The 22,952-nt window shown below is 62.5% G+C and carries 14 protein-coding genes, 2 tRNA genes and 3 rRNA genes; 7 read left to right on the forward strand and 12 right to left on the reverse strand.

The genetic code is table 11. The features are described 5' to 3' along the window. Nucleotides 1-87: 87 nt before the first annotated feature. Together H7F35_RS08400 and H7F35_RS08405 are read left to right on the forward strand one after the other, a co-directional pair. Nucleotides 88-1,779, forward strand: a complete 1,692-nt coding sequence (locus H7F35_RS08400) for an AMP-binding protein (protein WP_187112459.1) — start codon at nucleotides 88-90, stop codon at nucleotides 1,777-1,779. Then, nucleotides 1,780-2,715: an MBL fold metallo-hydrolase gene (locus tag H7F35_RS08405; protein WP_187112460.1), complete on the forward strand. Its 936-nt coding sequence runs from the start codon at nucleotides 1,780-1,782 to the stop codon at nucleotides 2,713-2,715. It begins immediately after the preceding gene. A 128-nt stretch (nucleotides 2,716-2,843) separates the two neighbouring features. On the opposite strand, the gene rrf is transcribed toward H7F35_RS08405, so the two are convergent. The 5 genes from rrf to H7F35_RS08430 all read right to left on the reverse strand — a co-directional run bounded on the left by rrf (nucleotide 2,844) and on the right by H7F35_RS08430 (nucleotide 8,077). Further along, nucleotides 2,844-2,956: ribosomal RNA gene (gene rrf / locus H7F35_RS08410) — 5S ribosomal RNA — on the reverse strand. Nucleotides 2,957-3,083: 127 nt separating this feature from the next. Further along, a 23S ribosomal RNA gene (locus H7F35_RS08415) occupies nucleotides 3,084-5,957 on the reverse strand. Between the two features lie 324 nt (nucleotides 5,958-6,281). Next, nucleotides 6,282-6,357, reverse strand: a tRNA-Ala gene (locus tag H7F35_RS08420). A 29-nt stretch (nucleotides 6,358-6,386) separates the two neighbouring features. Beyond that, nucleotides 6,387-6,463, reverse strand: a tRNA-Ile gene (locus tag H7F35_RS08425). 79 nt (nucleotides 6,464-6,542) lie between these two features. Continuing rightward, nucleotides 6,543-8,077 (reverse strand): 16S ribosomal RNA (locus H7F35_RS08430). The 16S, 23S and 5S rRNA genes sit together here with 2 tRNA genes alongside, the layout of an rRNA operon. A 707-nt stretch (nucleotides 8,078-8,784) precedes the next feature. Between H7F35_RS08430 and H7F35_RS08435 the strand changes: the two genes are divergently transcribed. After that, on the forward strand, nucleotides 8,785-10,686 hold the full coding sequence (locus H7F35_RS08435) for an ATP-binding cassette domain-containing protein (RefSeq protein WP_187112461.1): 1,902 nt from the start codon (nucleotides 8,785-8,787) through the stop codon (nucleotides 10,684-10,686). Between the two features lie 91 nt (nucleotides 10,687-10,777). Next, nucleotides 10,778-12,529, forward strand: coding sequence for a phospholipase D family protein (locus tag H7F35_RS08440; protein WP_187112462.1), 1,752 nt, complete (start codon nucleotides 10,778-10,780; stop codon nucleotides 12,527-12,529). Nucleotides 12,530-12,535: 6 nt separating this feature from the next. Here H7F35_RS08440 and H7F35_RS35030 read toward each other — a convergent pair whose 3' ends face one another. The 4 genes from H7F35_RS35030 to H7F35_RS08460 form a co-directional block, all read right to left on the reverse strand. After that, nucleotides 12,536-13,444: a copper chaperone PCu(A)C gene (locus H7F35_RS35030; protein ID WP_187112463.1), complete on the reverse strand. Its 909-nt coding sequence runs from the start codon at nucleotides 13,442-13,444 to the stop codon at nucleotides 12,536-12,538. A 39-nt stretch (nucleotides 13,445-13,483) separates the two neighbouring features. Further along, on the reverse strand, nucleotides 13,484-15,805 hold the full coding sequence (locus H7F35_RS08450) for a TonB-dependent receptor (protein ID WP_187112464.1): 2,322 nt from the start codon (nucleotides 15,803-15,805) through the stop codon (nucleotides 13,484-13,486). Between the two features lie 83 nt (nucleotides 15,806-15,888). After that, complete coding sequence (locus tag H7F35_RS08455; protein ID WP_187112465.1) at nucleotides 15,889-16,260, reverse strand: DUF2946 family protein; 372 nt, start codon at nucleotides 16,258-16,260, stop codon at nucleotides 15,889-15,891. 11 nt (nucleotides 16,261-16,271) lie between these two features. After that, entirely contained in the window at nucleotides 16,272-17,480 is a 1,209-nt protein-coding gene (locus H7F35_RS08460) for a TraB/GumN family protein (protein ID WP_261803567.1), read from the reverse strand. A gap of 121 nt (nucleotides 17,481-17,601) precedes the next feature. Here H7F35_RS08460 and H7F35_RS08465 point away from each other — a divergent pair, with 121 nt between their 5' ends. The 3 genes from H7F35_RS08465 to H7F35_RS08475 all read left to right on the forward strand — a co-directional run bounded on the left by H7F35_RS08465 (nucleotide 17,602) and on the right by H7F35_RS08475 (nucleotide 19,890). Next, nucleotides 17,602-18,015 (forward strand): VOC family protein, encoded by a 414-nt coding sequence (locus tag H7F35_RS08465; RefSeq protein ID WP_187112466.1) that lies wholly within the window; start codon nucleotides 17,602-17,604, stop codon nucleotides 18,013-18,015. Nucleotides 18,016-18,097: 82 nt separating this feature from the next. Then, nucleotides 18,098-18,703: a MarC family protein gene (locus tag H7F35_RS08470; protein WP_187112467.1), complete on the forward strand. Its 606-nt coding sequence runs from the start codon at nucleotides 18,098-18,100 to the stop codon at nucleotides 18,701-18,703. A gap of 8 nt (nucleotides 18,704-18,711) precedes the next feature. Next, nucleotides 18,712-19,890, forward strand: a complete 1,179-nt coding sequence (locus tag H7F35_RS08475; RefSeq protein ID WP_187112468.1) for a toxin-antitoxin system YwqK family antitoxin — start codon at nucleotides 18,712-18,714, stop codon at nucleotides 19,888-19,890. Between the two features lie 22 nt (nucleotides 19,891-19,912). Here the strand turns inward: H7F35_RS08475 and H7F35_RS08480 are convergent, their stop codons facing one another. Genes H7F35_RS08480 through H7F35_RS08490 form a run of 3 tightly spaced genes read right to left on the reverse strand, consistent with a single transcriptional unit; the run spans nucleotide 19,913 to nucleotide 22,891 of the window. Continuing rightward, nucleotides 19,913-20,887: a Bug family tripartite tricarboxylate transporter substrate binding protein gene (locus H7F35_RS08480; protein ID WP_187112469.1), complete on the reverse strand. Its 975-nt coding sequence runs from the start codon at nucleotides 20,885-20,887 to the stop codon at nucleotides 19,913-19,915. A gap of 34 nt (nucleotides 20,888-20,921) precedes the next feature. Beyond that, complete coding sequence (locus H7F35_RS08485) at nucleotides 20,922-21,137, reverse strand: hypothetical protein (RefSeq protein WP_187112470.1); 216 nt, start codon at nucleotides 21,135-21,137, stop codon at nucleotides 20,922-20,924. Further along, entirely contained in the window at nucleotides 21,134-22,891 is a 1,758-nt protein-coding gene (locus H7F35_RS08490) for an FAD-dependent monooxygenase (RefSeq protein ID WP_187112471.1), read from the reverse strand. Before H7F35_RS08490 ends, H7F35_RS08485 begins: the two co-directional genes overlap by 4 nt. Nucleotides 22,892-22,952: the final 61 nt, after the last annotated feature.

Raw genomic sequence — 22,952 nt, forward strand, 5'->3', positions numbered from 1 at the left:
CGCGCGACACCGCACGCCTGCCCCTAGGACAAGCCCGCTGGCGGCGAAGGCACTATGCCTTCCACAATCCGCGCCAAAGGAGCTTGCATGCAGACATCCGCGCGACAGAACTATCCGGCCGGCGTACCGCACGAGATTCATCCCGAGCAGTACCGGTCCTTGCCCCACATGTTCGAGGAGGCCTTCGGCCGCTACAAAGACCGCCCTTTCTCGGTATGCATGGAACGCTGGATGTCTTACGGCGAGCTCGATGCACTGTCGAAGGCAATGGGCGCCTGGCTGCAGTCGCTAGGGCTTGAGCCCGGCGCACGCGTGGCGATCATGCTGCCCAACATTCCCCAGTTCGCGGTCACCATGTGCGGCGTGCTGCGTGCGGGCTACACCTGCGTGAACGTCAACCCGCTCTACACCGCGCGCGAGCTGGAGCATCAGCTCAAGGACTCCGGAGCGACGGCCATCGTCATCCTTGAAAACTTCGCGGCAACGCTCGAGCAGGTCATCGAGCGCACGCCTGTGAAGCATGTGGTCATGACTTCGATGGGCGACCTGCTGGGCGGTTTGTACGGTGCGTGGATCACATTGGCTGTGCGGCATCTGGCGAAGATCGTGCCGCCCTACAAGCTGCCGCTTACCGATGGCCGCACGGTCACCCCATTCACGCAAGTCATTGCCGAAGGGCGCGGTCGTACGCTGGGGCCCGATCAGAGCACGCTCGATTCGGTCGCGTTCCTGCAGTACACGGGTGGCACGACCGGCTTGTCGAAGGGCGCGGTGCTGACGCATCGCAACATCGTGGCAGCGACCCTGCAGGCCGAAGCCTGGTTCACGCCGGCGCTGGCGCGCGCCGGAGACCTGGCCAAGGTCAACAGCATCGCGGCACTGCCGCTGTATCACATCTTCGCGCTGACGCTGTGCCTGCTGGTGATCCGCCAGGGCTCGCACATGACGCTGATCCCGAATCCGCGCGACTTCAACAAGTTCATCGCGGTGCTGAAGAAGCGTCCGTTCCATATGCTGCCAGCGGTGAACACGCTCTTCAATGCGCTGCTGATGCATCCGGATTTCAAGTCGATTGATTTCTCGACGCTCTTCGTTTCGCAGGCGGGCGGCATGGCTGCGTCGGAAGGCACGGCGCGCAGATGGTTCGAGGCCACCGGCTGCCCGATGATCGAAGGCTGGGGAATGAGCGAAACCTGCGCGATCGGGACCAACAACCCGGTGTCGAACACAGAGTTCACCGGCACCATCGGATTGCCGTTGCCGAGCATTGAGATCGCAATCAAGGACGATGACGGAAATTCGCTACCTCTTGGCGAACGTGGCGAGCTTTGCATCAAGGGGCCCAACGTGATGACGGGCTACTACAACCAGCCTGCAGAGACCGCGGCGGCGTTCACCCCCGACGGTTTCATGCGCACCGGCGACATCGCCGTGATGCAAGAGGACGGCTACAGCCGCATCGTCGACCGCAAGAAAGACATGATTCTTGTAAGCGGCTTCAACGTGTTTCCGAACGAGTTGGAGAACGTGATTTCGCTGTGCCCGGGGGTTGTCGAGTGCGCGGCTATCGGCGTGGCCGATGAGAAGCAAGGCGAAGCCATCAAGGTTTTCGTGGTCCGCAAGGACCCGGCGCTGACGGAAGAAGCCGTGCTCCAGTATTGCCATGCGCAGCTCACCGGCTACAAACGCCCCAAGCACATCGAGTTTCGGGATTCGCTGCCGAAGACCAATGTGGGGAAGATCCTGCGGCGCGAGCTTCGCTCCAACACGGGCGCCTGAATGAGTCAGCACACCTCGGCGAGCGCCGGGCTGCCGGCGAATGTCGTTGTGTTCGAACGGGGGTGGCTGTCCTCCAACAACATCCTGTTTGTTGGCATCGACGAAACAGCGATCGTCGACACAGGCTATGTCACGCACGCCGATCAGACATTGGCGCTGGTCGATTCAACACTCGGGGTGCGGCCACTCGATCGCATTCTGAATACGCATCTTCACAGCGATCACTGCGGTGGCAATGCGGCGCTACAACAGCAGTACCCATTCGTTCAAACAAGCATTCCGCCTGGCGAAGCCGCATTGGTGGAAAGTTGGGATGAGCAGGGTCTCAGCTTTCTTGCGACAGGCCAAAGTTGTCCTCGATTTCGATTCACCGGACTGCTGCAGCCGGGGACGGAACACATGCTCGGGGACAGGCCCTGGCAGGTGCATGCCGCGCCTGGCCATGATCCTCATTCGATCATCTTGTTCGATGCGGCGTCACGCACGTTGATTTCAGCGGATGCGCTGTGGGAGAGCGGTTTTGGCATCGCATTTCCCGAGCTGGCTGGTGAGCCGTCGTTCGGGGAGATGGCTGCGACCTTCGATTTGATCGAGGCGTTGAAGCCGAAGCAGGTGATTCCGGGGCATGGCGCTGTTTTTGACGATGTCGGCAAGGCCTTGTCCATCGCGCGGCGCTGCCTGGATGGTCTGCAACGCGATCCAGTGAAGCATGCGCGTCACGCCATCAAGGTGCTGATGAAGTTCAAGCTGCTGGAGGTGCAATCCATCACTACCGAGGATTGGGCTACTTGGCTGCGAAGTACGCCATATCTTGAGGTCATTCGCTTACGCTTCTTTGAAGATGTCGAGTTGGATCAATTGACCAACGACATTCTTGGCGAGTTGCTTGCCGGCGGATCTGCGGCCCTGGCCGGATTGGTTCTCCGCAATCTCTGAGTTTCCGGGTCTTTGGGGTGTTTTGGCCGTTAAAAGCGCTGGATCTTTGGATGAGGCGCTTTTGTTTTTGTTTTCCCCAATGCAAAAATCCCCAGTCATTGCTGACTGGGGATTTCTGGGCTGTAAGAGCCTGACGATGACCTACTTTCACACGGGAACCCGCACTATCATCGGCGCTGACGCGTTTCACTGTCCTGTTCGGGATGGGAAGGAGTGGTACCACGTCGCTATGGTCATCAGGCATAAAGGGTTGTTTGATTGATCACACGATCAATCAAACGAATTCATAGAGTTTGGATCAGCTTTTGGCGAATTATTTTGAATGCGTCAACTTGGCATAACACCTTGATCAGATTGATCAAAGTTATAGGGTCAAGCCTCACGAGCAATTAGTATCAGTTAGCTTAACGCATTACTGCGCTTCCACACCTGACCTATCAACGTCCTGGTCTTGAACGACTCTTTAGGGGGCTCAAGGCCCCGGCAGATCTCATCTTGAAACGAGTTTCCCGCTTAGATGCTTTCAGCGGTTATCTCTTCCACACTTAGCTACTCGGCAATGCCACTGGCGTGACAACCGATACACCAGAGGTGTGTCCACTCCGGTCCTCTCGTACTAGGAGCAGGCTTCCTCAAATCTGCAGCGCCCACGGAAGATAGGGACCAAACTGTCTCACGACGTTTTAAACCCAGCTCACGTACCTCTTTAAATGGCGAACAGCCATACCCTTGGGACCGGCTACAGCCCCAGGATGAGATGAGCCGACATCGAGGTGCCAAACACCGCCGTCGATATGAACTCTTGGGCGGTATCAGCCTGTTATCCCCAGAGTACCTTTTATCCGTTGAGCGATGGCCCTTCCATACAGAACCACCGGATCACTATGTCCTGCTTTCGCATCTGCTCGACTTGTCAGTCTCGCAGTTAAGCACGCTTATGCCATTGCACTATCGTCACGATGTCCGACCGTAACTAGCGTACCTTCGAACTCCTCCGTTACGCTTTGGGAGGAGACCGCCCCAGTCAAACTGCCTACCATGCACTGTCCCCGATCCAGATAATGGACCTAGGTTAGAACCTCAAACACACCAGGGTGGTATTTCAACGTTGGCTCCACAAGATCTAGCGACCCTGCTTCAAAGCCTCCCACCTATCCTACACAGATCTGTTCAAAGTCCAATACAAAGCTACAGTAAAGGTTCATGGGGTCTTTCCGTCTTTCCGCGGGGAGATTGCATCATCACAAACATTTCAACTTCGCTGAGTCTCAGGAGGAGACAGTGTGGCCATCGTTACGCCATTCGTGCAGGTCGGAACTTACCCGACAAGGAATTTCGCTACCTTAGGACCGTTATAGTTACGGCCGCCGTTTACTGGGACTTCAATCAAGAGCTTGCACCCCATCATTTAATCTTCCAGCACCGGGCAGGCGTCACACCCTATACGTCCACTTTCGTGTTTGCAGAGTGCTGTGTTTTTAATAAACAGTCGCAGCCACCGATTTTTTGCAACCCATTCATGCTTCGTTGTTCACTACACACTAATAGGGCACACCTTCTTCCGAAGTTACGGTGTCAATTTGCCGAGTTCCTTCTCCTGAGTTCTCTCAAGCGCCTTAGAATACTCATCTCGCGCACCAGTGTCGGTTTGCGGTACGGTCGTATATAGCTGAAGCTTAGTGGCTTTTCCTGGAACCTCGTTCAGTCACTTCACGGACAAGTCCGCTCGATCGTTGGCCTCGGTATATGTGCACCGGATTTGCCTAGTGCACGCCTACATCCAACTAAACCAGAATAATCCAATAACTGGATGACCTATTAAGATCCGTCCCCACATCGCACTATATAACGGTACAGGAATATTGACCTGTTTCCCATCAGCTACGCATCTCTGCCTCGCCTTAGGGGCCGACTCACTCTACGCCGATGAACGTTGCGTAGAAAACCTTGCGCTTACGGCGAGGGGGCTTTTCACCCCCTTTAACGCTACTCATGTCAGCATTCGCACTTCTGATACCTCCAGCACGCTTTACAACGCACCTTCACAGGCTTACAGAACGCTCTCCTACCACTTGCAATAAATTGCAAATCCGCAGCTTCGGTAACTGGCTTAGCCCCGTTACATCTTCCGCGCAGGACGACTCGATCAGTGAGCTATTACGCTTTCTTTAAATGATGGCTGCTTCTAAGCCAACATCCTGACTGTTTTAGCCTTCCCACTTCGTTTCCCACTTAGCCAATTTTAGGGACCTTAGCTGGCGGTCTGGGTTGTTTCCCTCTTGAGTCCGGACGTTAGCACCCGGTGCTCTGTCTCCCAAGCTGTACTCATCGGTATTCGGAGTTTGCCTTGGTTTGGTAAGTCGCCATGACCCCCTAGCCAAAACAGTGCTCTACCCCCGATGGTAATACTTGAGGCACTACCTAAATAGTTTTCGGAGAGAACCAGCTATTTCCAAGTTTGTTTAGCCTTTCACCCCTATCCACAGCTCATCCGCTAGTTTTGCAACACTAGTCGGTTCGGACCTCCAGTACCTGTTACGGCACCTTCATCCTGGCCATGGATAGATCACTTGGTTTCGGGTCTACACCCAGCGACTGATCGCCCTATTCGGACTCGATTTCTCTACGGCTTCCCTATTCGGTTAACCTTGCCACTGAATGTAAGTCGCTGACCCATTATACAAAAGGTACGCAGTCACCCCTTACGAGGCTCCTACTTTTTGTAAGCACGCGGTTTCAGGATCTATTTCACTCCCCTCCCGGGGTTCTTTTCGCCTTTCCCTCACGGTACTAGTTCACTATCGGTCAATGATGAGTATTTAGCCTTGGAGGATGGTCCCCCCATGTTCAGACAGGATTTCTCGTGTCCCGCCCTACTTGTCGTTAACTTAGTACCACACAGGTCATTTCACGTACGGGGCTATCACCCGCTATGGCCAGCCTTTCCAAGCTGTTCCGTTATGTCTTGTGCTATCACTAACAGGCTTTTCCGATTTCGCTCGCCACTACTTTCGGAATCTCGGTTGATGTCTTTTCCTCGAGCTACTGAGATGTTTCAGTTCACCCGGTTCGCCTCGCATAGCTATGTATTCACTATGCGATACCTTTCGGTGGGTTTCCCCATTCGGAAATCTCCGGATCAAAGCTAATTTGCCAGCTCCCCGAAGCTTATCGCAGGCTATCACGTCCTTCGTCGCCTATCATTGCCAAGGCATCCACCACGTGCTCTTATTCACTTGACCCTATAACTTTGACGTTTCTTGCGAAACTACAAAATCATTTCAAGGAATATGTCAGGTCTTTCACCTGACGCGTTATGCCGTTACATTCAAAATTCGATTTGACTCGAAATTGAAGTTTCTTTTGACGCAATCAAAAATTCTATGTTGCTGATGGCACGGTCTGCACTAAACCTTTACGAATGTGCAGTTTCCATCAGCAACGCTGATTTAACTCTATGAATTTTTAAAGAACAGCCGATTGATCAAGAGATCCTGATCAACAACAAAGAAGCCTCTTGCTTTCGCAGGAAGCTGCTTTGGTGTTGAGTATAAGTATCGAATTATTGGTGGAGGATGACGGGATCGAACCGACGACCCCCTGCTTGCAAAGCAGGTGCTCTCCCAGCTGAGCTAATCCCCCAAAACTCTCACACGAGAAATCAGAAGATTTGGTGGGTCTAGTTGGGCTCGAACCAACGACCCCCGCCTTATCAAGACGGTGCTCTAACCAGCTGAGCTACAGACCCAATCGAGAATCAATGAAGATTTCGACTTCTTCCAACAACCGATAAGTGTGGGCGTTTAAATTAAATTGCTTGTTTCCAGAAAGGAGGTGATCCAGCCGCACCTTCCGATACGGCTACCTTGTTACGACTTCACCCCAGTCACGAACCCTGCCGTGGTAATCGCCCTCCTTGCGGTTAAGCTAACTACTTCTGGCAGAACCCGCTCCCATGGTGTGACGGGCGGTGTGTACAAGACCCGGGAACGTATTCACCGTGACATTCTGATCCACGATTACTAGCGATTCCGACTTCACGCAGTCGAGTTGCAGACTGCGATCCGGACTACGACTGGTTTTATGGGATTAGCTCCCCCTCGCGGGTTGGCAACCCTTTGTACCAGCCATTGTATGACGTGTGTAGCCCCACCTATAAGGGCCATGAGGACTTGACGTCATCCCCACCTTCCTCCGGTTTGTCACCGGCAGTCTCATTAGAGTGCCCAACTAAATGTAGCAACTAATGACAAGGGTTGCGCTCGTTGCGGGACTTAACCCAACATCTCACGACACGAGCTGACGACAGCCATGCAGCACCTGTGTTACGGTTCTCTTTCGAGCACTAAGCCATCTCTGGCGAATTCCGTACATGTCAAAGGTGGGTAAGGTTTTTCGCGTTGCATCGAATTAAACCACATCATCCACCGCTTGTGCGGGTCCCCGTCAATTCCTTTGAGTTTCAACCTTGCGGCCGTACTCCCCAGGCGGTCAACTTCACGCGTTAGCTTCGTTACTGAGTCAGTGAAGACCCAACAACCAGTTGACATCGTTTAGGGCGTGGACTACCAGGGTATCTAATCCTGTTTGCTCCCCACGCTTTCGTGCATGAGCGTCAGTACAGGTCCAGGGGATTGCCTTCGCCATCGGTGTTCCTCCGCATATCTACGCATTTCACTGCTACACGCGGAATTCCATCCCCCTCTACCGTACTCTAGCTATACAGTCACAGATGCAGTTCCCAGGTTGAGCCCGGGGATTTCACAACTGTCTTATATAACCGCCTGCGCACGCTTTACGCCCAGTAATTCCGATTAACGCTTGCACCCTACGTATTACCGCGGCTGCTGGCACGTAGTTAGCCGGTGCTTATTCTTACGGTACCGTCATTAGCCTTCTTTATTAGAAAAGACCGTTTCGTTCCGTACAAAAGCAGTTTACAACCCGAAGGCCTTCATCCTGCACGCGGCATGGCTGGATCAGGCTTTCGCCCATTGTCCAAAATTCCCCACTGCTGCCTCCCGCAGGAGTCTGGGCCGTGTCTCAGTCCCAGTGTGGCTGGTCGTCCTCTCAGACCAGCTACAGATCGAAGGCTTGGTGAGCCTTTACCTCACCAACTACCTAATCTGCCATCGGCCGCTCCATTCGCGCAAGGTCTTGCGATCCCCTGCTTTCATCCGTAGATCTTATGCGGTATTAGCACAGCTTTCGCTGCGTTATCCCCCACGATTGGGCACGTTCCGATGTATTACTCACCCGTTCGCCACTCGCCGCCAGGATTGCTCCCGCGCTGCCGTTCGACTTGCATGTGTAAGGCATGCCGCCAGCGTTCAATCTGAGCCAGGATCAAACTCTATAGTTCGATCTTGATTTTTGCGCCTGACCTCGCGGTCAAGCAAAACTCATAAAAAAAGAAATTAAAGTGAACTTCACTTCTATTCTCATGAGCGTTTTTAAGTCTTGCGACTTGTTCCGAAGAACTTACGCAATTACCTTCAAACGCCCACGCTTATCGGCTGTAAATTTTTAACGAACCCGAAGCAAACTTTCGTCTTCTTCGTCTTGCTTGCTGTGATCAGCGAAGCCTTGTAGTCTATCACGGTTTTTTAAGTACCGTCAAACTTTTTTCGCTTTCAGCATCTTCTTTTTAGCACCCCGCAACCTTCGCTGCGAGACGCTGAAGCTGTTTCAGCGGAGCCTTCTAGTCTAACACGACTTTTAAAGTCTTATCAAACTATTTTCGCTTTCTTCATCTTCTTTTAGCATCCCGCAATCTTCATCGCGAGACGCTGAAGCTGTTTCAGCGGAGCCTTCGATTATGCACTGTTTTTTCAAGCAGCGTCAACTTTCGCAGACTCTTTTCTCAACCGCCTGACAGCTCGCTCCGAAGAGACTTGAACCACCAGAAACACCTTGCGGCGATATCAGCTGAGCCCACGAGTATATGCCAGTTTTCGGGCCACGCAAGACTCCTCTCAACAGAATCGTCTTCAAGACCTCCTTATATAGAAGCACACGCCTTCCCCTTGCTTATCTCTGTCTTGTGCCCCCTCCGATAATCCGTGCCACATGGCACTCATCACACTCCTCGACGCACAACTCGCGTTCGGTCACGTCCCGCTGCTCGACCATGCGGACTTCTCTCTCCTTGAATCGGAACGCATCGGCCTGATCGGCCGCAATGGCGCTGGCAAGTCGTCCATGCTCAAGATACTGGGCGGGCTGGAAAAGACAGACGATGGCACCCTCCAACTGCAGCAGAACCTCCGGGTGGCCTATGTGGCCCAGGAGCCGGTGCTTGATATGGATGCGGACGTCTTCACCGCAGCCAGCCAGGGCCTGGGCCCGGTCATCGCCATCCGTGATCTCTATCTGTCTGGTGCGGATGGCCTGGACCTCGACGCCCTCCAGTCCCAGATCGAAGCCTTCGACGCCTGGAACTGGGAGCAGCGCGTAGAAGAAACGCTGCATCGCCTCCACCTCGACCGCAACGCCCGTGTCGGCTCTCTCTCTGGCGGCACCCGCAAACGCGTCGCCCTGGCCCAGGCCCTCGTGGCTGCGCCGGACGTCCTTCTATTGGACGAACCCACCAATCACCTGGACCTGGACTCCATCGAGTGGCTCGAACAGCTGCTGATCGACTTCAAGGGCAGCGTCGTCACCATCACCCATGACCGCAGCTTCCTGAACCGCGTCGCCACCCGCATCGTGGAGCTGGACCGGGGCAAGCTGAATTCCTACCCCGGCAATTTCGAGCAGTACTTATTACAGAAGGAAGAGCAGCTCGCCCAGGAAGCCGTCATCAGCGCCAAGGCCGACAAGCTGCTCGCCCAGGAAGAAATCTGGATCCGCAAGGGCGTCGAAGCCCGCCGCACCCGCAGCCAGAGTCGCATCACGCGCCTGCAAGAGCTGCGCGCCAGCCGCGTCTCCCGCCGCGAGGTGCAAGGCAGCGTCAACATGGACGTGGCTTCCGGCCAGTCCAGCGGCAAGATCGTGGCCGAACTCACCGAGGCCACCAAGTCCTTCGGCGAGAAGACCGTCATCCGCAACTTCAGCGGCACCATCCTGCGCGGCGACAAGATCGGCCTGCTCGGCCCCAATGGCGCGGGCAAGACCACGCTGCTCAAGTTGATCCTGGGCGAGCTCGAACCCGACAGCGGCAAGATCCGCCGCGGCACCAACCTGCAGGTGGCGTATTTCGACCAGATGCGCGACAAGCTCGACCTCGACGCCACGCTGGAAGACTTCATCAGCCCCGGCAGCGAGTGGATCGAGATCGGCAGCCAGCGCAAGCACGTCAAGAGCTACCTGTCCGACTTCCTGTTCTCCCCCGCGCGCGCCAACTCTCCTGTGCGCTCTCTCAGCGGCGGTGAACGCAACCGACTGCTGCTGGCCCGCCTGTTCGCCCGCCCCGCCAACGTGCTGGTGCTGGACGAACCCACCAACGACCTGGACATCGACACGCTGGAACTGCTCGAAAGCCTGCTGCAGGACTACGACGGCACCGTGTTCCTCGTGAGCCACGACCGGACCTTCCTCGACAACGTCGTCACCAGCACCATCGCCTTCGAGGGCAACGGCCACTGGCGCGAGTACGAAGGCAGCGTGCAGGACTGGCTGATCCAGTCCAAGCGCGCCCGCGAGATCGCCGAACAGCGCCAGGCCGCCGCGCCGGCCGCAGCACCGGCCCCCGCGCCCGCAGCGGCAAGCGCCGAACCCGCCGCCCGTGCGACCACGCCCCGCAAGAAGCTCTCATACAAGGAGCAGCGCGAAGTGGATGCCCTCCCCGCCCAGATCGAGGCCCTCGAAACCGAGCAGAAGCGCATCGCCGAAATGCTCGCGCTCGACGGCGGCGCCATCTACGCCAGTGACGCCTCGCGCGCCACCGAACTGGCCGAACGCCACGCCAAGATCGACGACGAGCTGCTCGCCGCCCTCGAACGGCAGGAAGAACTGAGCACCGCGCGTTAACGCCCCCCCCGGTCGTCCGCCCGTCCGACGCGCGGCGGGCGCCGACTAGGCTATACATGCGGCTCATCCCTCCAAGCCCCGGGAAAGCTGCATGCCCTCCTCACTTCACGCGTTCTTGCGTCGTACCGCTGCTCTTCTTGCCATCGCCGTCCTGGGCGCGTGCGCGCAATTGCCGCAGAACGTCGACCGCCCGGTGACCACCGCGCTGGCCTCGCCCGACGGCACCGCCCTGGCCACGCTGGTCCAGGAGCGCCGGCAAGCCGACAAGGCGCGCTACGAATCCGGCTTCCTGCTGCTCGGCGGCCCGCAAGCCGCCTACGGCAGCCGGCTCGCGCTGATCGAGAACGCCCAGAAGACGCTCGACCTGCAGTACTACGCCATCCACGCCGACGCCAGCACCGGCCGGCTGGTGCGCAGCCTGCGGACCGCGGCCGAGCGCGGCGTGCGCGTGCGCGTGCTGCTCGACGACTTCCACAGCACTGGCCGCGACGCGCTGGTGCTCGGCCTGGCCTTTATCCCGAACATCGAGATGCGGCTGTTCAATCCGCTGGCGGGATCGCGCGACTCCACCTTCAGCCGCCTCTTCAATTCGATCGGCGATGCCTCGCGCATCCAGCAGCGCATGCACAACAAGCTGTTCCTGGCCGACAACGTGCTCGGGGTCGCGGGCGGCCGCAACCTGGGCGATGCCTACTTCGGCAACGCCACCACCGGCAACTTCATCGACGTGGACGTGCTGGCGGCCGGCCCGATCGTCCAAGACCTCTCGCGCAGCTTCGACAGCTACTGGAACAACGAGCGCGCCTACCCGGTGCAGTCGCTGGTCACGCGCGAGGAACTGCAGGAAATCCGCGAGCGCGCGAAGAAGGCCGACCAGGAACTGGCCGACGAAGCCGCACGGCTGCAGGCCTCCGAAGGAACGACCGCGCAACCGGGTGGCGAGCCATCGCCAGACATGCCGCCCACCGCGGCACAACGTTCGCGCGCATGGGACGAAAAGGCGCTCGACCTGCGCACCGCCCGATTCGTCTGGGCGCCCGCCGTGATGCTGGCCGACAAGCCCGGCAAGATCGCGGCCGACTCGGGCCCCGAAGCAGCAAAGGCCCCCGGCCTCGTCGTCAGCCGTCCAGAGGACAAGGCCAGCGCATCACGCGGGGCGGCGGCGCTGACAACCGCATCGACCCTTGCTGCCAACGGCGACACCGTGGTCGAAGGCCTGCTGCAACTCATCGGCCAGGCGCGCAGCGACCTGTTGATCATCTCGCCCTACTTCGTGCCGGGCCGGGACATGACCCAGGCCTTCGCCGCCGCCCGCGCCAAGGGCGTGCGCATCCGGGTGCTGACCAACTCGCTGGCCTCGAACGACGCGCCGGCCGCCCATGTCGGCTACGCGCGCCACCGCGAGGAGTTGCTGAAGATGGGCCTCGAACTCTACGAACTGCGCAGCGAGCAGGCCAGCTTCGGCACCGTCTTCGGCGGCTCCAGCGGCGGCGGCAGCAACGCCACGGGCGAATCGCGCGCGATGCTGCATTCCAAGGTGCTGGTGCTCGACGGCCGGCTGCTGGTGGTCGGCTCGATGAACCTCGATTTGCGCTCGCAACTGCAGAACACCGAGATCGCGCTGCTGATCCGCAGCGACGAACTTTCCAAGCTGGCGTCGGAGCAGATCGAGCGCGGCCTGCGCGAGCGGGCCTGGCACGTCGAGCTGGTGAAGGGCTCGCTGATCTGGCGTGCGCCCGAAGGCAGCGGCCTGCAGGACACGACCACCGAGCCGGACACCGGTGCCGGCCTGCGGTTGATGCTCAAGCTCTTCGGCCCGCTGGCGCCAGACCAGTTGCTTTGACCGCGCTCAGTGCTTGTGCTGATGCGCCGAGCCGGCCGCATCGGCGCCTTCGGGCGTGCCCACCGGCAGCGTCACGTCCAGCGCGGTCTTCACGCCCTTCGCGTCCTCGAACTTCAGCGTCATCGGCACGGTCGCGCCCTTCGCCAGCGCGCCCTTCAGGTCCATCATCATCACGTGATAGCCGCCGGGCTTGAGCTCGACGGTCTGGCCCGCGGGCAGGTCGAGCCCGCCGGTCAGCTCGCGCATCTTCATGGTGTCGCCTTCCATCTTCATCTCATGCACCTCGGCCACGCCGGCCGCCGGTGTCGAGATGCTGACCAGCTTCGTGCCGGTGGGCGCGGTCAGCTTCATGAAGGCGCCGGTGCCGCTCTGGCCGGGCACCGACTGGCGCACCCAGCCGTCGCGCACGTCGACCGTGGCCACGCCCTGCGCCACCACCTCGACCTTGGCGGCCGGGCTCTTCAGGCCGGCGGTCGAGCTGCCGGAGGCCGGCACCTCGGCCCAGTCGACACTGCCCACGTCGCAGGTCTGCAGCACCTTGAACCACAGCGGGCCCGGCGTGCCCGGCACCTTGCCGCGCAGCACGAACTCGGCGCGCTCGCTGCCGGGCAGTGCGTTCTGCGCCGTCTCGGCGGTCCAGCGCACTTCGCCGTCGCCCTTGCCCTTTTGCACGTCAAGCTTCCAGCCCTTGCGTTCCTGGGCGTCGCTCAGCACGAAGCCCTTGGGCAGGCGCACGGCCAGCCCGGTGGTGGCCTTGGCGCCTTCGCAGGCGTGGCCGACGCGGAAGGCGGCGTTGTAGTCGCTGCCGACCGTAGCGCCGCCCGGCGGCAGCGTGACATGGGCAAATACGGCCGTAACGCCCGTCAGCATTGCGTATGCCGCTACGGTTTTGAGAGCGATGCGCGAAGAGGTCATGGGAGGCTCCTTGAAGAATCGGATGAATGAAGGAAAAAGTCAGAGGTCGAACTTGAGTTCGGCCACGTAGGTGCGTTGCGGGTACGGGTGGAAGGCCCAGTACTTGTTGTTGTTCAGGTTGTCGATGCCCACGGCCGCGCTCCACTGCCGATCGATCCGGTAGCGTATGCGCGCGTCGACCACGAAGAACTTCGAGAAGCCCATGTACGCGGCGCCGTTGGGGTCGCTGTTGTCGAGCGTGCCGTATTGCTTGCCGCTGTAGCGCGCGCCGACGGTGTAGCTCCAGTGGGCATCGGGCCGGTAGGTGGCGAGCAGCGCGGCGCGCACCTTGGGCACGCGCGGCTGCTGCTGGCCGACGCTCGCCGGAAAGCCGCTGTTGGCGGTGATCTTCGAGTTGGCGAGCGTGAGGCTGCCGCTCAGGTCAAGCCCCTGGATGCCGACGTCGACCGCATTCAGCGCCACTTCGAGCCCGCGCGTGCGGATCGCGTCAACGTTCTGCACCGTGCTCACCAGGTTGGTCAGCGCCTGGGTGTAGAGCGCGTCCTTCGTGTTCTCGAAGAACAGCGTGGTGCGCAGCACGCCGTCGAGCCCCCAGCCCTTGAGGTCGCGCTCGGCGCTCAGCTCGGTGGTCCACGAGCGCTCCGGGCGCAGGTTCGGGTTGGTGTTGACGATCTGGTTGCCGCTGATCGACCCCTGGTATAGCTCGCTCACCGTCGGCATGCGCACTGCGCGGCCGGTCGAGGCCTTGAAGAGCCAGGCCGGCGTGGCCTGCCAGGCGATGGCCGCCTTCGGCGAGTCGTAGCTGTTCTTGCGCGTCGCGAAGTTCAGCAGCGAGGTCGCGTTGCCGAGCTGGCCGCCGTCGGCTTCCCAGCGCTCGTGGCGCAGGCCCAGCGTGGTCTTCCAGTCGGAGGCAAAGCGCCAGGTGTCCTGCACATAGAGCGACTGCAGCCGCGTGTTGCCGTTGAAGGCCGAGAACGGCGACACCGCCGGGCCGCCGATCCAGTCGAGCGTGTTGCCGACGCTGGTGCGCAGCCGCGCCGTGTCCTGCTGGAAGCCGAAGTCGACCACGTGCGCGCCCACGCCTTCCGCCGAACCGGTGGGCCGCCAGGTGCCGGCCGCCTTGAAGGTGTTCCAGCCCGAGCCGCCCATGTCGGTGGTGCGGCCCGGCCCGCCGTTGAAGGCGGCGGGCAACGGCGAGGTCGGCGTGCGCGAGGTGTCGCTTGCATAGTCGAACAGGCTCGCGGCCACTTCCCAGTCGAACACGCCGCCCGTGTGGCTCTTCACCGAGAGGCCGTGCATGTAGTGCGTGAGCGCGGTCTCGGTCGGCGCCAGCGCGGCGCTGGGCGTGTCGAGGTTGTAGCTGCGCCCGCCGATGTTCACCAGCCCGCCGTACACCGGCTGACCGAAGGCGTTGCGCAGGTAGGTGTCGACGCTGCCGTGCGTGGTGTTGTTCCAGGCGCCCAGCGTGTAGGTGGCGCGCACGGTCGGCGAGAAGTCATAGGCCACCTTGAGCTTGGCCTGCTCCTGTGTGGTGTCGTAGAGGGTGGCGCCGCCCACCAGCCACCACGGCTGGTTCGACGGATTCAGCCCGAGCACCGCGCCCGTCACCGGCGTGCCGGCACTGCCAACCGTGCCGGCGCTCACGAGGCGGTTGCCGAACACCAGCGCCTGCCCCTTGCTCTGGGTGCGCGAGGCGCTGAGCCACCACGACCAGTCGCCGCTGCGGCTGCCCAGCGACAGGTCGAGCTGCTGGCCGGCCGGCGACGAATGGCTGTTGTAAAGATCGAAGTTCGACGCGAAGCCGCTGAGCTTGACGTGCGCCTCGAACTGCGTGGGCATGCGCGTCACATAGTCGACCACCGCGCCCACCGAGTTGCCCGGGTACGCGGCCGAGAACGGCCCGTAAAGCACGTCGACCCGCTCGATTTCTTCCGGCGACACCATGCCCCAGCGCGGCGCGTAGGTGGCGCCGTTGCCCAGCGGGTTCGACAGCATGATGCCGTCGGCATAGACCATCGAGCGCGCGCTGTTGCCCGTGCCCGAGGCACGGGTGGCGAGCACCGCATGGTTGAAGTCGCCGATGTAGCGCTTGCGCACGACCAGGCTGGGCAGGTACTTGAGCGCGTCCTCGCTGTCGGTGGCGTTGACGGTCTCCACGATCTGCTCGTGCGTGACGCCTTCGATGGTGGTCGGGATCTGCGCCGGCAGCGAAGTCGGCCGGCCACCGCTCACGGTGACGGTGCTCAGGGCGCGGCCGCTGCCACCGCCTTCAGGCGCATCGGCGGCCTGCTGCTGCGCCAACGCGGGCGCGCCCAGGGGAAATGCCAAGGCGATCGCCAAGGCGCGGGAATGTTTTTTCACGGGAAACCTGCTCCACGAACTTCAAGCCAGACGGGCCGCAAACGCCCGTCGGTGGGTCGCATGCGGCTACGGTTTTGATAGCTTCAGGAGAAGGTCGGGGGCCCGCGCGCCGGCAGCGGCGCAGCGGTGGCCGCAGCAAGGCGCGCGGCGGGAATCGGCTGGACCACACGGCCCAGCGGCAAGGGAAGATCGAAAGTGGCCACGGCCACGACCGGCGGCGGTGCGCCGGTCAGCACGCACAGCGGGCAGTCCATGTGCGAGGCGCCCATTTCCTGCGCGCCGTCTTCGGTGTGCACCACCACCTTGATGGAACCCGCGCCGGCGCACACCAGCTCCATGGCCTGCGGGTGCACCAATGGCGACGCCACCGCCACGCCCAGCGACAGCACGAACCACAACAGCACCCAGCGGCCGATCTGGCCGAGGAGGCGGGTGGGGTGGCGCAGCGCGTGCATGGCGGTCGCGATTATCTGCGCACTTTGGCCTTGGCGGCCGGGGCGCCGCCGCGCGGCGCGGCCTTGGCCGACGCCTTCGAAGCGCCCTTCTGAGCTTTCTGGGTCGGCACGCCCTTCACCGATTTGCCGCCTTTGGCGCCCTTGGCAGCCGGCGCGCCCTTCTGGCCGCGCTGGCCCTTGACGGCCTTGCCGCCGCGCGTGGCCCTCGGACCCGGCGACGGCGCCGCGAGCGCCGGCATCGGCTGCGCCGTCTGCGCCTGCGCGTCGGTCAGCACCGGTGTCACGGTGAAGCCGCGCGCCGCCATCAGCGTGGGCAGCCCCTGCGGGCCGATCATGTGCAGCGCACCGACGGCGGCGAACACGCTCTTGCCACCCCCGTGCAGCCGCTCGATGCCGTCGGCCAATCCGGGGTTGCGGTCGTCCAGCAGGCGCTTCACCAGGCGTTGCTCGGCCGGCGTGTTCAGGCAGTCGCACCAGTCGGCGTAGCGGGCGAGCTTGGCCGCGTCGCTGCGCGCCCAGACATCGGCCAGTTCCTTCATCTGTCCGCGCAGCTTGCCCGATTCGAGTTCGTCGAGCGCCGCGTCGACCTGCTCGGCCTCTTCGGCTTCGGACTCGCCGGTCAGCACCTTCAGCTGCTCGGCCGCACTTTCGAGCGCGACGATCGGCTTGTTGCTGTTGCGTGCGGACACCGCCAGCGTTTCGTCGACGCCGAATTCCGGGTACAGCCCGTCGGCACGCGCCACCAGCCCGGCCAGCGCCGTCACCTGCAGGATCGGCGACAGTTTCGACAATGCGCCCGGCGGCACGCAGGCCTCGCTGTTCTGACGTTCCAGCCTGCGCGCACGCTCGCCGCTGAGCACGCGTGCCACCAGCGCCGGATCGGCCGGCTGGGACATGGTCTTGGCCGTGGCCTCGTCGCGCGAGTCCAGCTCCAGCGCGAGCGTGTCGCTCTGCGTCAGCGCCTTCTGGATGGTCGGGCCGGGGCGCACCCAGTCGCCACGCCCGATATGGATGGTTCCGTACAACCAGGAGGTACGGCCGTCTTTTTCGATGCGCCACAGCATCCCGCGGTCGATGCCGTTGCGCAGGGCGACACCGGGCTTTTCGAGGCTGGCGATGGCCGAGGGCGGGCAGGCGGCATGCGCCGCGAAAGTAAAGACGCAGCAGGCGCCGGCCAGGATCTGGCGTGGCAGGCGCGGAAGGTTTTGAACGAGGCGCATCGGCGCCGCGAAATCGATGCCGCGCATCCGCGCGACGAGGCTTCGGAGTATCCGCAAGGCTTGCTCCACGATGAAAGAAAGTCCGGCATTCTCACAGCACCGCTGCCCATAATCCGAAACCATGCAGAGCATCTTCCATCTTGCCTTCCACGTTCGCGATCTCGACGGTGCCCGTCGTTTCTATGGCGACGTCCTGGGTTGCGCCGAAGGCCGCAGCACCGACACCTGGGTCGATTTCGACTTTTTCGGCCACCAGATCTCCCTTCACCTGGGCGAGCCCTTCGCCACCACACGCACCGGCCGCGTCGGCGACGTGATGGTGCCGATGCCGCATTTCGGCCTCGCGCTGGCCCTGCCCGACTGGAAGGCGCTGGCCCAGCGCCTCGAAGCCGCCGACACCGATTTCGTGCTGAAGCCCCAGGTGCGCTTCGAGGGCCAACCCGGCGAGCAGTGGACGATGTTCTTCAGCGACCCCTTCGGCAACCCGATCGAGGTCAAGGGCTTCCGGTCGCTCGATACGCTTTACGACAAGTGAGCCAGCGCCGGGCCGCCCCAAGCAGGCTCGCGGCCCCCTCGGGGGGCAGCGAGGACACGAAGTGCCGAGCGTGGGGACCCGCATGAGCTACACCTTCGCATCGGCCACGGTTCTGTTGCTGCTGATCACCGATCCGCTGGGCAACATCCCGATCTTTGCCAATGCACTGAAGGGCGTGGCGCCCGAGCGCCGCACCCGGGTGATCGTGCGCGAAGTGCTGATCGCCTTCGCACTGCTGCTGGGCTTCATGTTCGTGGGCGACAGCTTCCTGCGGGTGATGGGCCTGTCGGGCCTGTCGCTGCAGATCGCGGGCGGCGTCGTGATGTTCCTGATCGCGCTGCGCATGATCTTCCCGCCCGAACACGGCCCCGCGCCCACGGCCATGCCGGCCGAAGAACCGCTGATCGTGCCACTGGCCGTGCCCGCGCTGGCCGGCCCTTCGGCACTGGCCACGGTGATGCTGCTGGTGTCGCAGGCGCCCGAGCGGCGCCTTGAATGGGTGGCGGCGCTCAGCGTCACCATGGCGGTGTGCGCCGTGGTGCTGGTGCTGGCCGAACGCATCCAGCGGCTGGTGGGCGAACGGCTGGTGCAGGCCTTCGAGCGGTTGATGGGCCTGATCCTGGTGGCCGTCTCGGTCGAGATGATGATCCGCGGCGTCAAGCTGCTGGCCGCTGAAATGGGAAGGTAGTTCGCGCCATGCCTGTCTTTGCCGCTCTTCCGCGCCTGCTCCGGATCGGCTTGGCCGCGCTCGTTCCCCTGCTCGGTGCCACGGCGGTTCATGCGCAGCAGGACTGCGACCTCAACGGCCGCAGCATCAACCCCAACAACGGCGCCAGCCTCGCCGGCAAGACCGGCCTGCTGCGCTGCAAGGACCGCGCAAGCGGCGAGCTGCAGCGCGAAGAGCAGGTGCAGAACGGCGTGTCCATGGGCCTGGTGCGCCTGTACGACAAGGGCAAGCTCGCCAAGGAGCACACGCTCAACGCCAAGGGCAACATGCAGGGCCGCGCCCGCGAGTTCTCGCCCACCGGCCGCGTCCTGCGCGACGCCACTTACGACGACGGCCAGGAGCGCGGACTCGCTCGCAGCTTCTACCCCAGCGGCCAGCTGCGGCGCGCGATCTTCTACCCGGACACAGGCAGCGAACGTGCGTCGGTCGAATTCACCGAACGCGGACAGATGTCGGCCCTGCGCTGTGCCGACGCGCCGGCGCTGGCGCCCGTGGTCGACGACGCCAAGCTGTGCGGCTTCACCGGCAACCCGTCGCAGGTCGAGCTGTTCGACACGCGCGGCACGCTGCGCTCGCGGCTGTCGTACCTGGCAGGCAAGCGGGTGCGCACGCAGAATTTCTACGACAACGGAAAGACCGCGCTGCTCGACGAAACCGTCGGCACCCAGCGCACCGAGCAGAACTATTCGTCGGAGGGCATCAAGCGCCGCGAGACGGTGTACCTGGTGGTCGAGCGCACCACGATCCGCCAGCGCGAGCAGGCCTTCTCCGAAAAAGGCACGCTGGTGCGCGACCAGCGCTGGAACACTTCGGGCGAGCCGGTGGTCGACGACAGCTACTACCTGAACGGCCAGCCGAGCAGCAAGGCGGTGTACAGCGGCAGCGGCGACACGCGCACGGTGGAAGTCACGGAGTTCCACGACAACGGCCAGCGCGCCGCGCAGGGCAGCTACCAGGTTGCCAGTCGCGGCCGGCAGGTGCCCACCGGCACGCATCAGCGCTTCAGCGAAAAAGGCCAGTTGCTGGCCGAGTCCAGCTTCGACGCCAAGGGCCGCGTGACACGCGAGCGCGCCTGGGACGAAAACGGCGAGCTGCAGCGCGACGACGAAGTCTTCGAGGACGGCTCCAGAAAGGCGTTCACCCGGTAAGGCGAACGCCTCGCCGGGAGCATCAGTCCAGCTTGATGCCGGCCTGCTTGATGATCGGGCCCCAGCGCCTCGACTCGGCGCGCGACAGCGCCGCGAATTGCGCCGGCGTGCCGGGCATCGCTTCCATGCCGAAGTCCTCGAAGCGTTTTTGCACGGTCGGCGTGCTGAAGGCCTTGTTCAAATCGCCATTGAGCTTGTTCACCACAGTGGGCGACAGCCCGGCCGGGCCGAGGATGCCCTGGAACGCGAACACCTCGGTGTTGGGCACGCCCACTTCGGCCAGCGTCGGTACGTTGGGCAGCAGCTTGCTGCGCGCACCCGAACCGATGGCCAGCACGCGCACCTTGTTGCTCTGCATGATCGACAGGCCCGAAGCCAGGTCCAGGAACATGCAGGGCACCTGCCCGCCCATCACATCGGCCATGGCGGGCGCCGCGCCGCGGTACGGAATGTGGGTGATGAAGGTACCCGTGCGGACCTTGAACATTTCCATCGCCAGATGGTGCGGCGAACCGTTGCCCGGCGAGGCGTAGTTGACCTTGCCCGGGTTGGCCTTCACGTAGGCCAGGAACTCCTTGAAGTTCTTCGCCGGGAACTCCGGATGCACCACCAGCGCGAGCGGGAACTTGCCGATGGCACCGATGTAGGTGAAGTCCTTTTCGGGGTTGAACGGCAGCTTGCTGAACAGGTGCTCATTGAAGGCCAGCACCGCGTTGTCGGCCGAGAGAATCGTGTAGCCGTCTGGCTTGCTCTTGGCCACGATGTCGGCGCCGATGTTGGTCGAAGCGCCGGGGCGGTTGTCGACCACGATCTGCTGGCCCAGCGTCTGGCGCATGGATTCGGCCAGCACACGCGCAATCACGTCGGTACCACCGCCCGCGGGATACGGCACGACCCACTTGATGAGCTGTGCGGGGTAGTCCTGCGCATGGGCGAAGGGCGTGGCGGCCACTGCGGCGCCGGAAGCGAGCGTGGCCAGAAGGGTGCGGCGATCCATGGATCAGTCTCCAGTCGTTTGTAATTCGAAAAAATCAGGAAGCGGACAGCGATGGTACGGGCAGCGCGCGCAGTGCGTCGGCCAGCACATCGCGGCAGCGCGCCTCGTCGCCGACCTGCTCGAACAGCAGCAGCGCGAGCCGCGCGAGGAACAGCGATTCGCGCTCGGCGCCCGCTTCGCTGATGGCGCGTGCGCACTCGGCGTACAGGCGGTCGCGGGCGTCGGGGTTGAGCGATGTGGGGGGCGTCATGCAGAAAACTCCTGTGAAGCGGCGGCGGCGCGTGCCAGCGCCAGTTGCAAGGCACCTGCCGGCAGGCGATGCCAACGCGCGGCCACGTGGCCGTCGGGGCGCAACAGGTACACCGCGCCATCGCTGGCGCCGAGCGCAGCGAAGACGGCAGCGGACGCCTGCGCATCGGCACCGTCGACGCCCAGGCTCGCGATGCTGCGAACCGCAAACGGCAACGCGCCCTGCTGCGCCCGTTCGATGTCGGCGGCGGGCAGCGAGACCACATCAGACCGCAGCACCAGCAGCGTGAAGACCGGCGCGATCCAGTCGGTGAGATGGCCTTGCGCCAGTGGCTGATCCGCCATCACCTCGCCCGGCAGCGGCCCGGCCGGCAACGCATCGCCTTCACTCGACAGGGCAGATTCCGCATAGCGCACCGCCTGCGTCTGGCGCGGATTGATCAGTTGCGCGATACCGCGGTGCGCCTCGGACAGCGACAGCGCCGCCTCGCGCAGCAGGTCGAAGCCGCGCGACGGCGGCGACATGAACTCGGTGCTGCGCATCGCGTTCTCGGCATTCACATGGAAGGCCGCGATGCGCTCCTGCGAGTACGAATCGAGCAACGCCGCATCCGACACACCGCGCGCCACCAGCGCCAGCTTCCACGCAAGGTTGTCCGCATCGTCGAAGCCCGAGTTGAGCCCGCGCACGCCGAAGATCGGCATCGCATGCGCCGCATTGCCCGCGAACACGACGCGGCCGTGGCGGTAGCTGGCCAGCGTCATCGCGCCGGCGCGGTACACCGAGGTCCACACTGTCTTCCACGGCAGATGGCCTTCGCCGATGGCGTCGAGATGGCGCTGCACGAACTCGGCCACGGCGGACGGCTGCAGCGCTTCTTCGGTGCTCTGGCCGGGGCGCAACTGGTAGTCGATGCGCCAGATGTCGTCGGGCTGGCGGTGCATCAGCACGGTGGAGCCCGGGTTCCACGGCGGGTCGAACCACGCACGGCGCTCGGTCGGATGGTCGCTGTGCAGCTCGATGTCGATGATCACGTAGCGGCCTTCGTAGCCCGTGCCTTCGAGCGTGAGCCCCAGCGCCTTGCGCACGAAGCTCTGGCCGCCGTCGCAGGCCGCAAGCCACTGGCCGTGCAGGCTGTAGCTGCCTTCGGCATTGCGCACGGCCAGCGTCACGCCGTCATCGCCTTGCACAAGGCCGGTCAGCTCGGTGCCCCAGCGGATGTCGATGAGCCCCGGCGTCGCCTCGTTGCGGCGGAAGATTTCTTCCAGCAGGTAGTGCTCGGCGTAGTACTGCTCCAGGTTGATCATCGGCGGCAGTTTTTGCTGTGCGTCGTGCGGCATCTCGAAGCGGAACACCTCGGCTGTCTTGTAGAAGCTGCGCCCGCCGGTCCACGGCAGGCCCTTGGCCCTGAAGGCCGGCAGCACGCCGAGCCGCGCCATGATTTCGAGGCTGCGGCGCGAAATGCAGGCGGCGCGGCTGCCCACGCACACCGTGTCGTCGGCTTCGAGGATCACGCAGCGCACGCCGTGGTTGGCCAGCCCCAGCGCGAGCGCCATGCCCACTGGCCCGCCGCCGGCGATCACGACCGGATGGCGGCCGGGCTCGATGCCGCCTTCTTCGAGCGGCGGCGTCCAGGGCTTGTAGCGCGTGTAGTGGAAGGCGCCGACCGAAGGCGGCAGTTCGGTGGCGTGCAGCGGCGGCGGCACGGGGCCGCTCGCGGCATCGGCGACGGCGGCAACGGTGGGGTTCGTCATGCAACGGGATTGTCCCGATGCGCCACGGCCCTCACTGTCATAACTTCGTACGAGGTATTTA

It is taken from the genome of Variovorax sp. PAMC26660, assembly GCF_014302995.1.
Taxonomy (GTDB): Bacteria; Pseudomonadota; Gammaproteobacteria; order Burkholderiales; family Burkholderiaceae_C; genus Variovorax.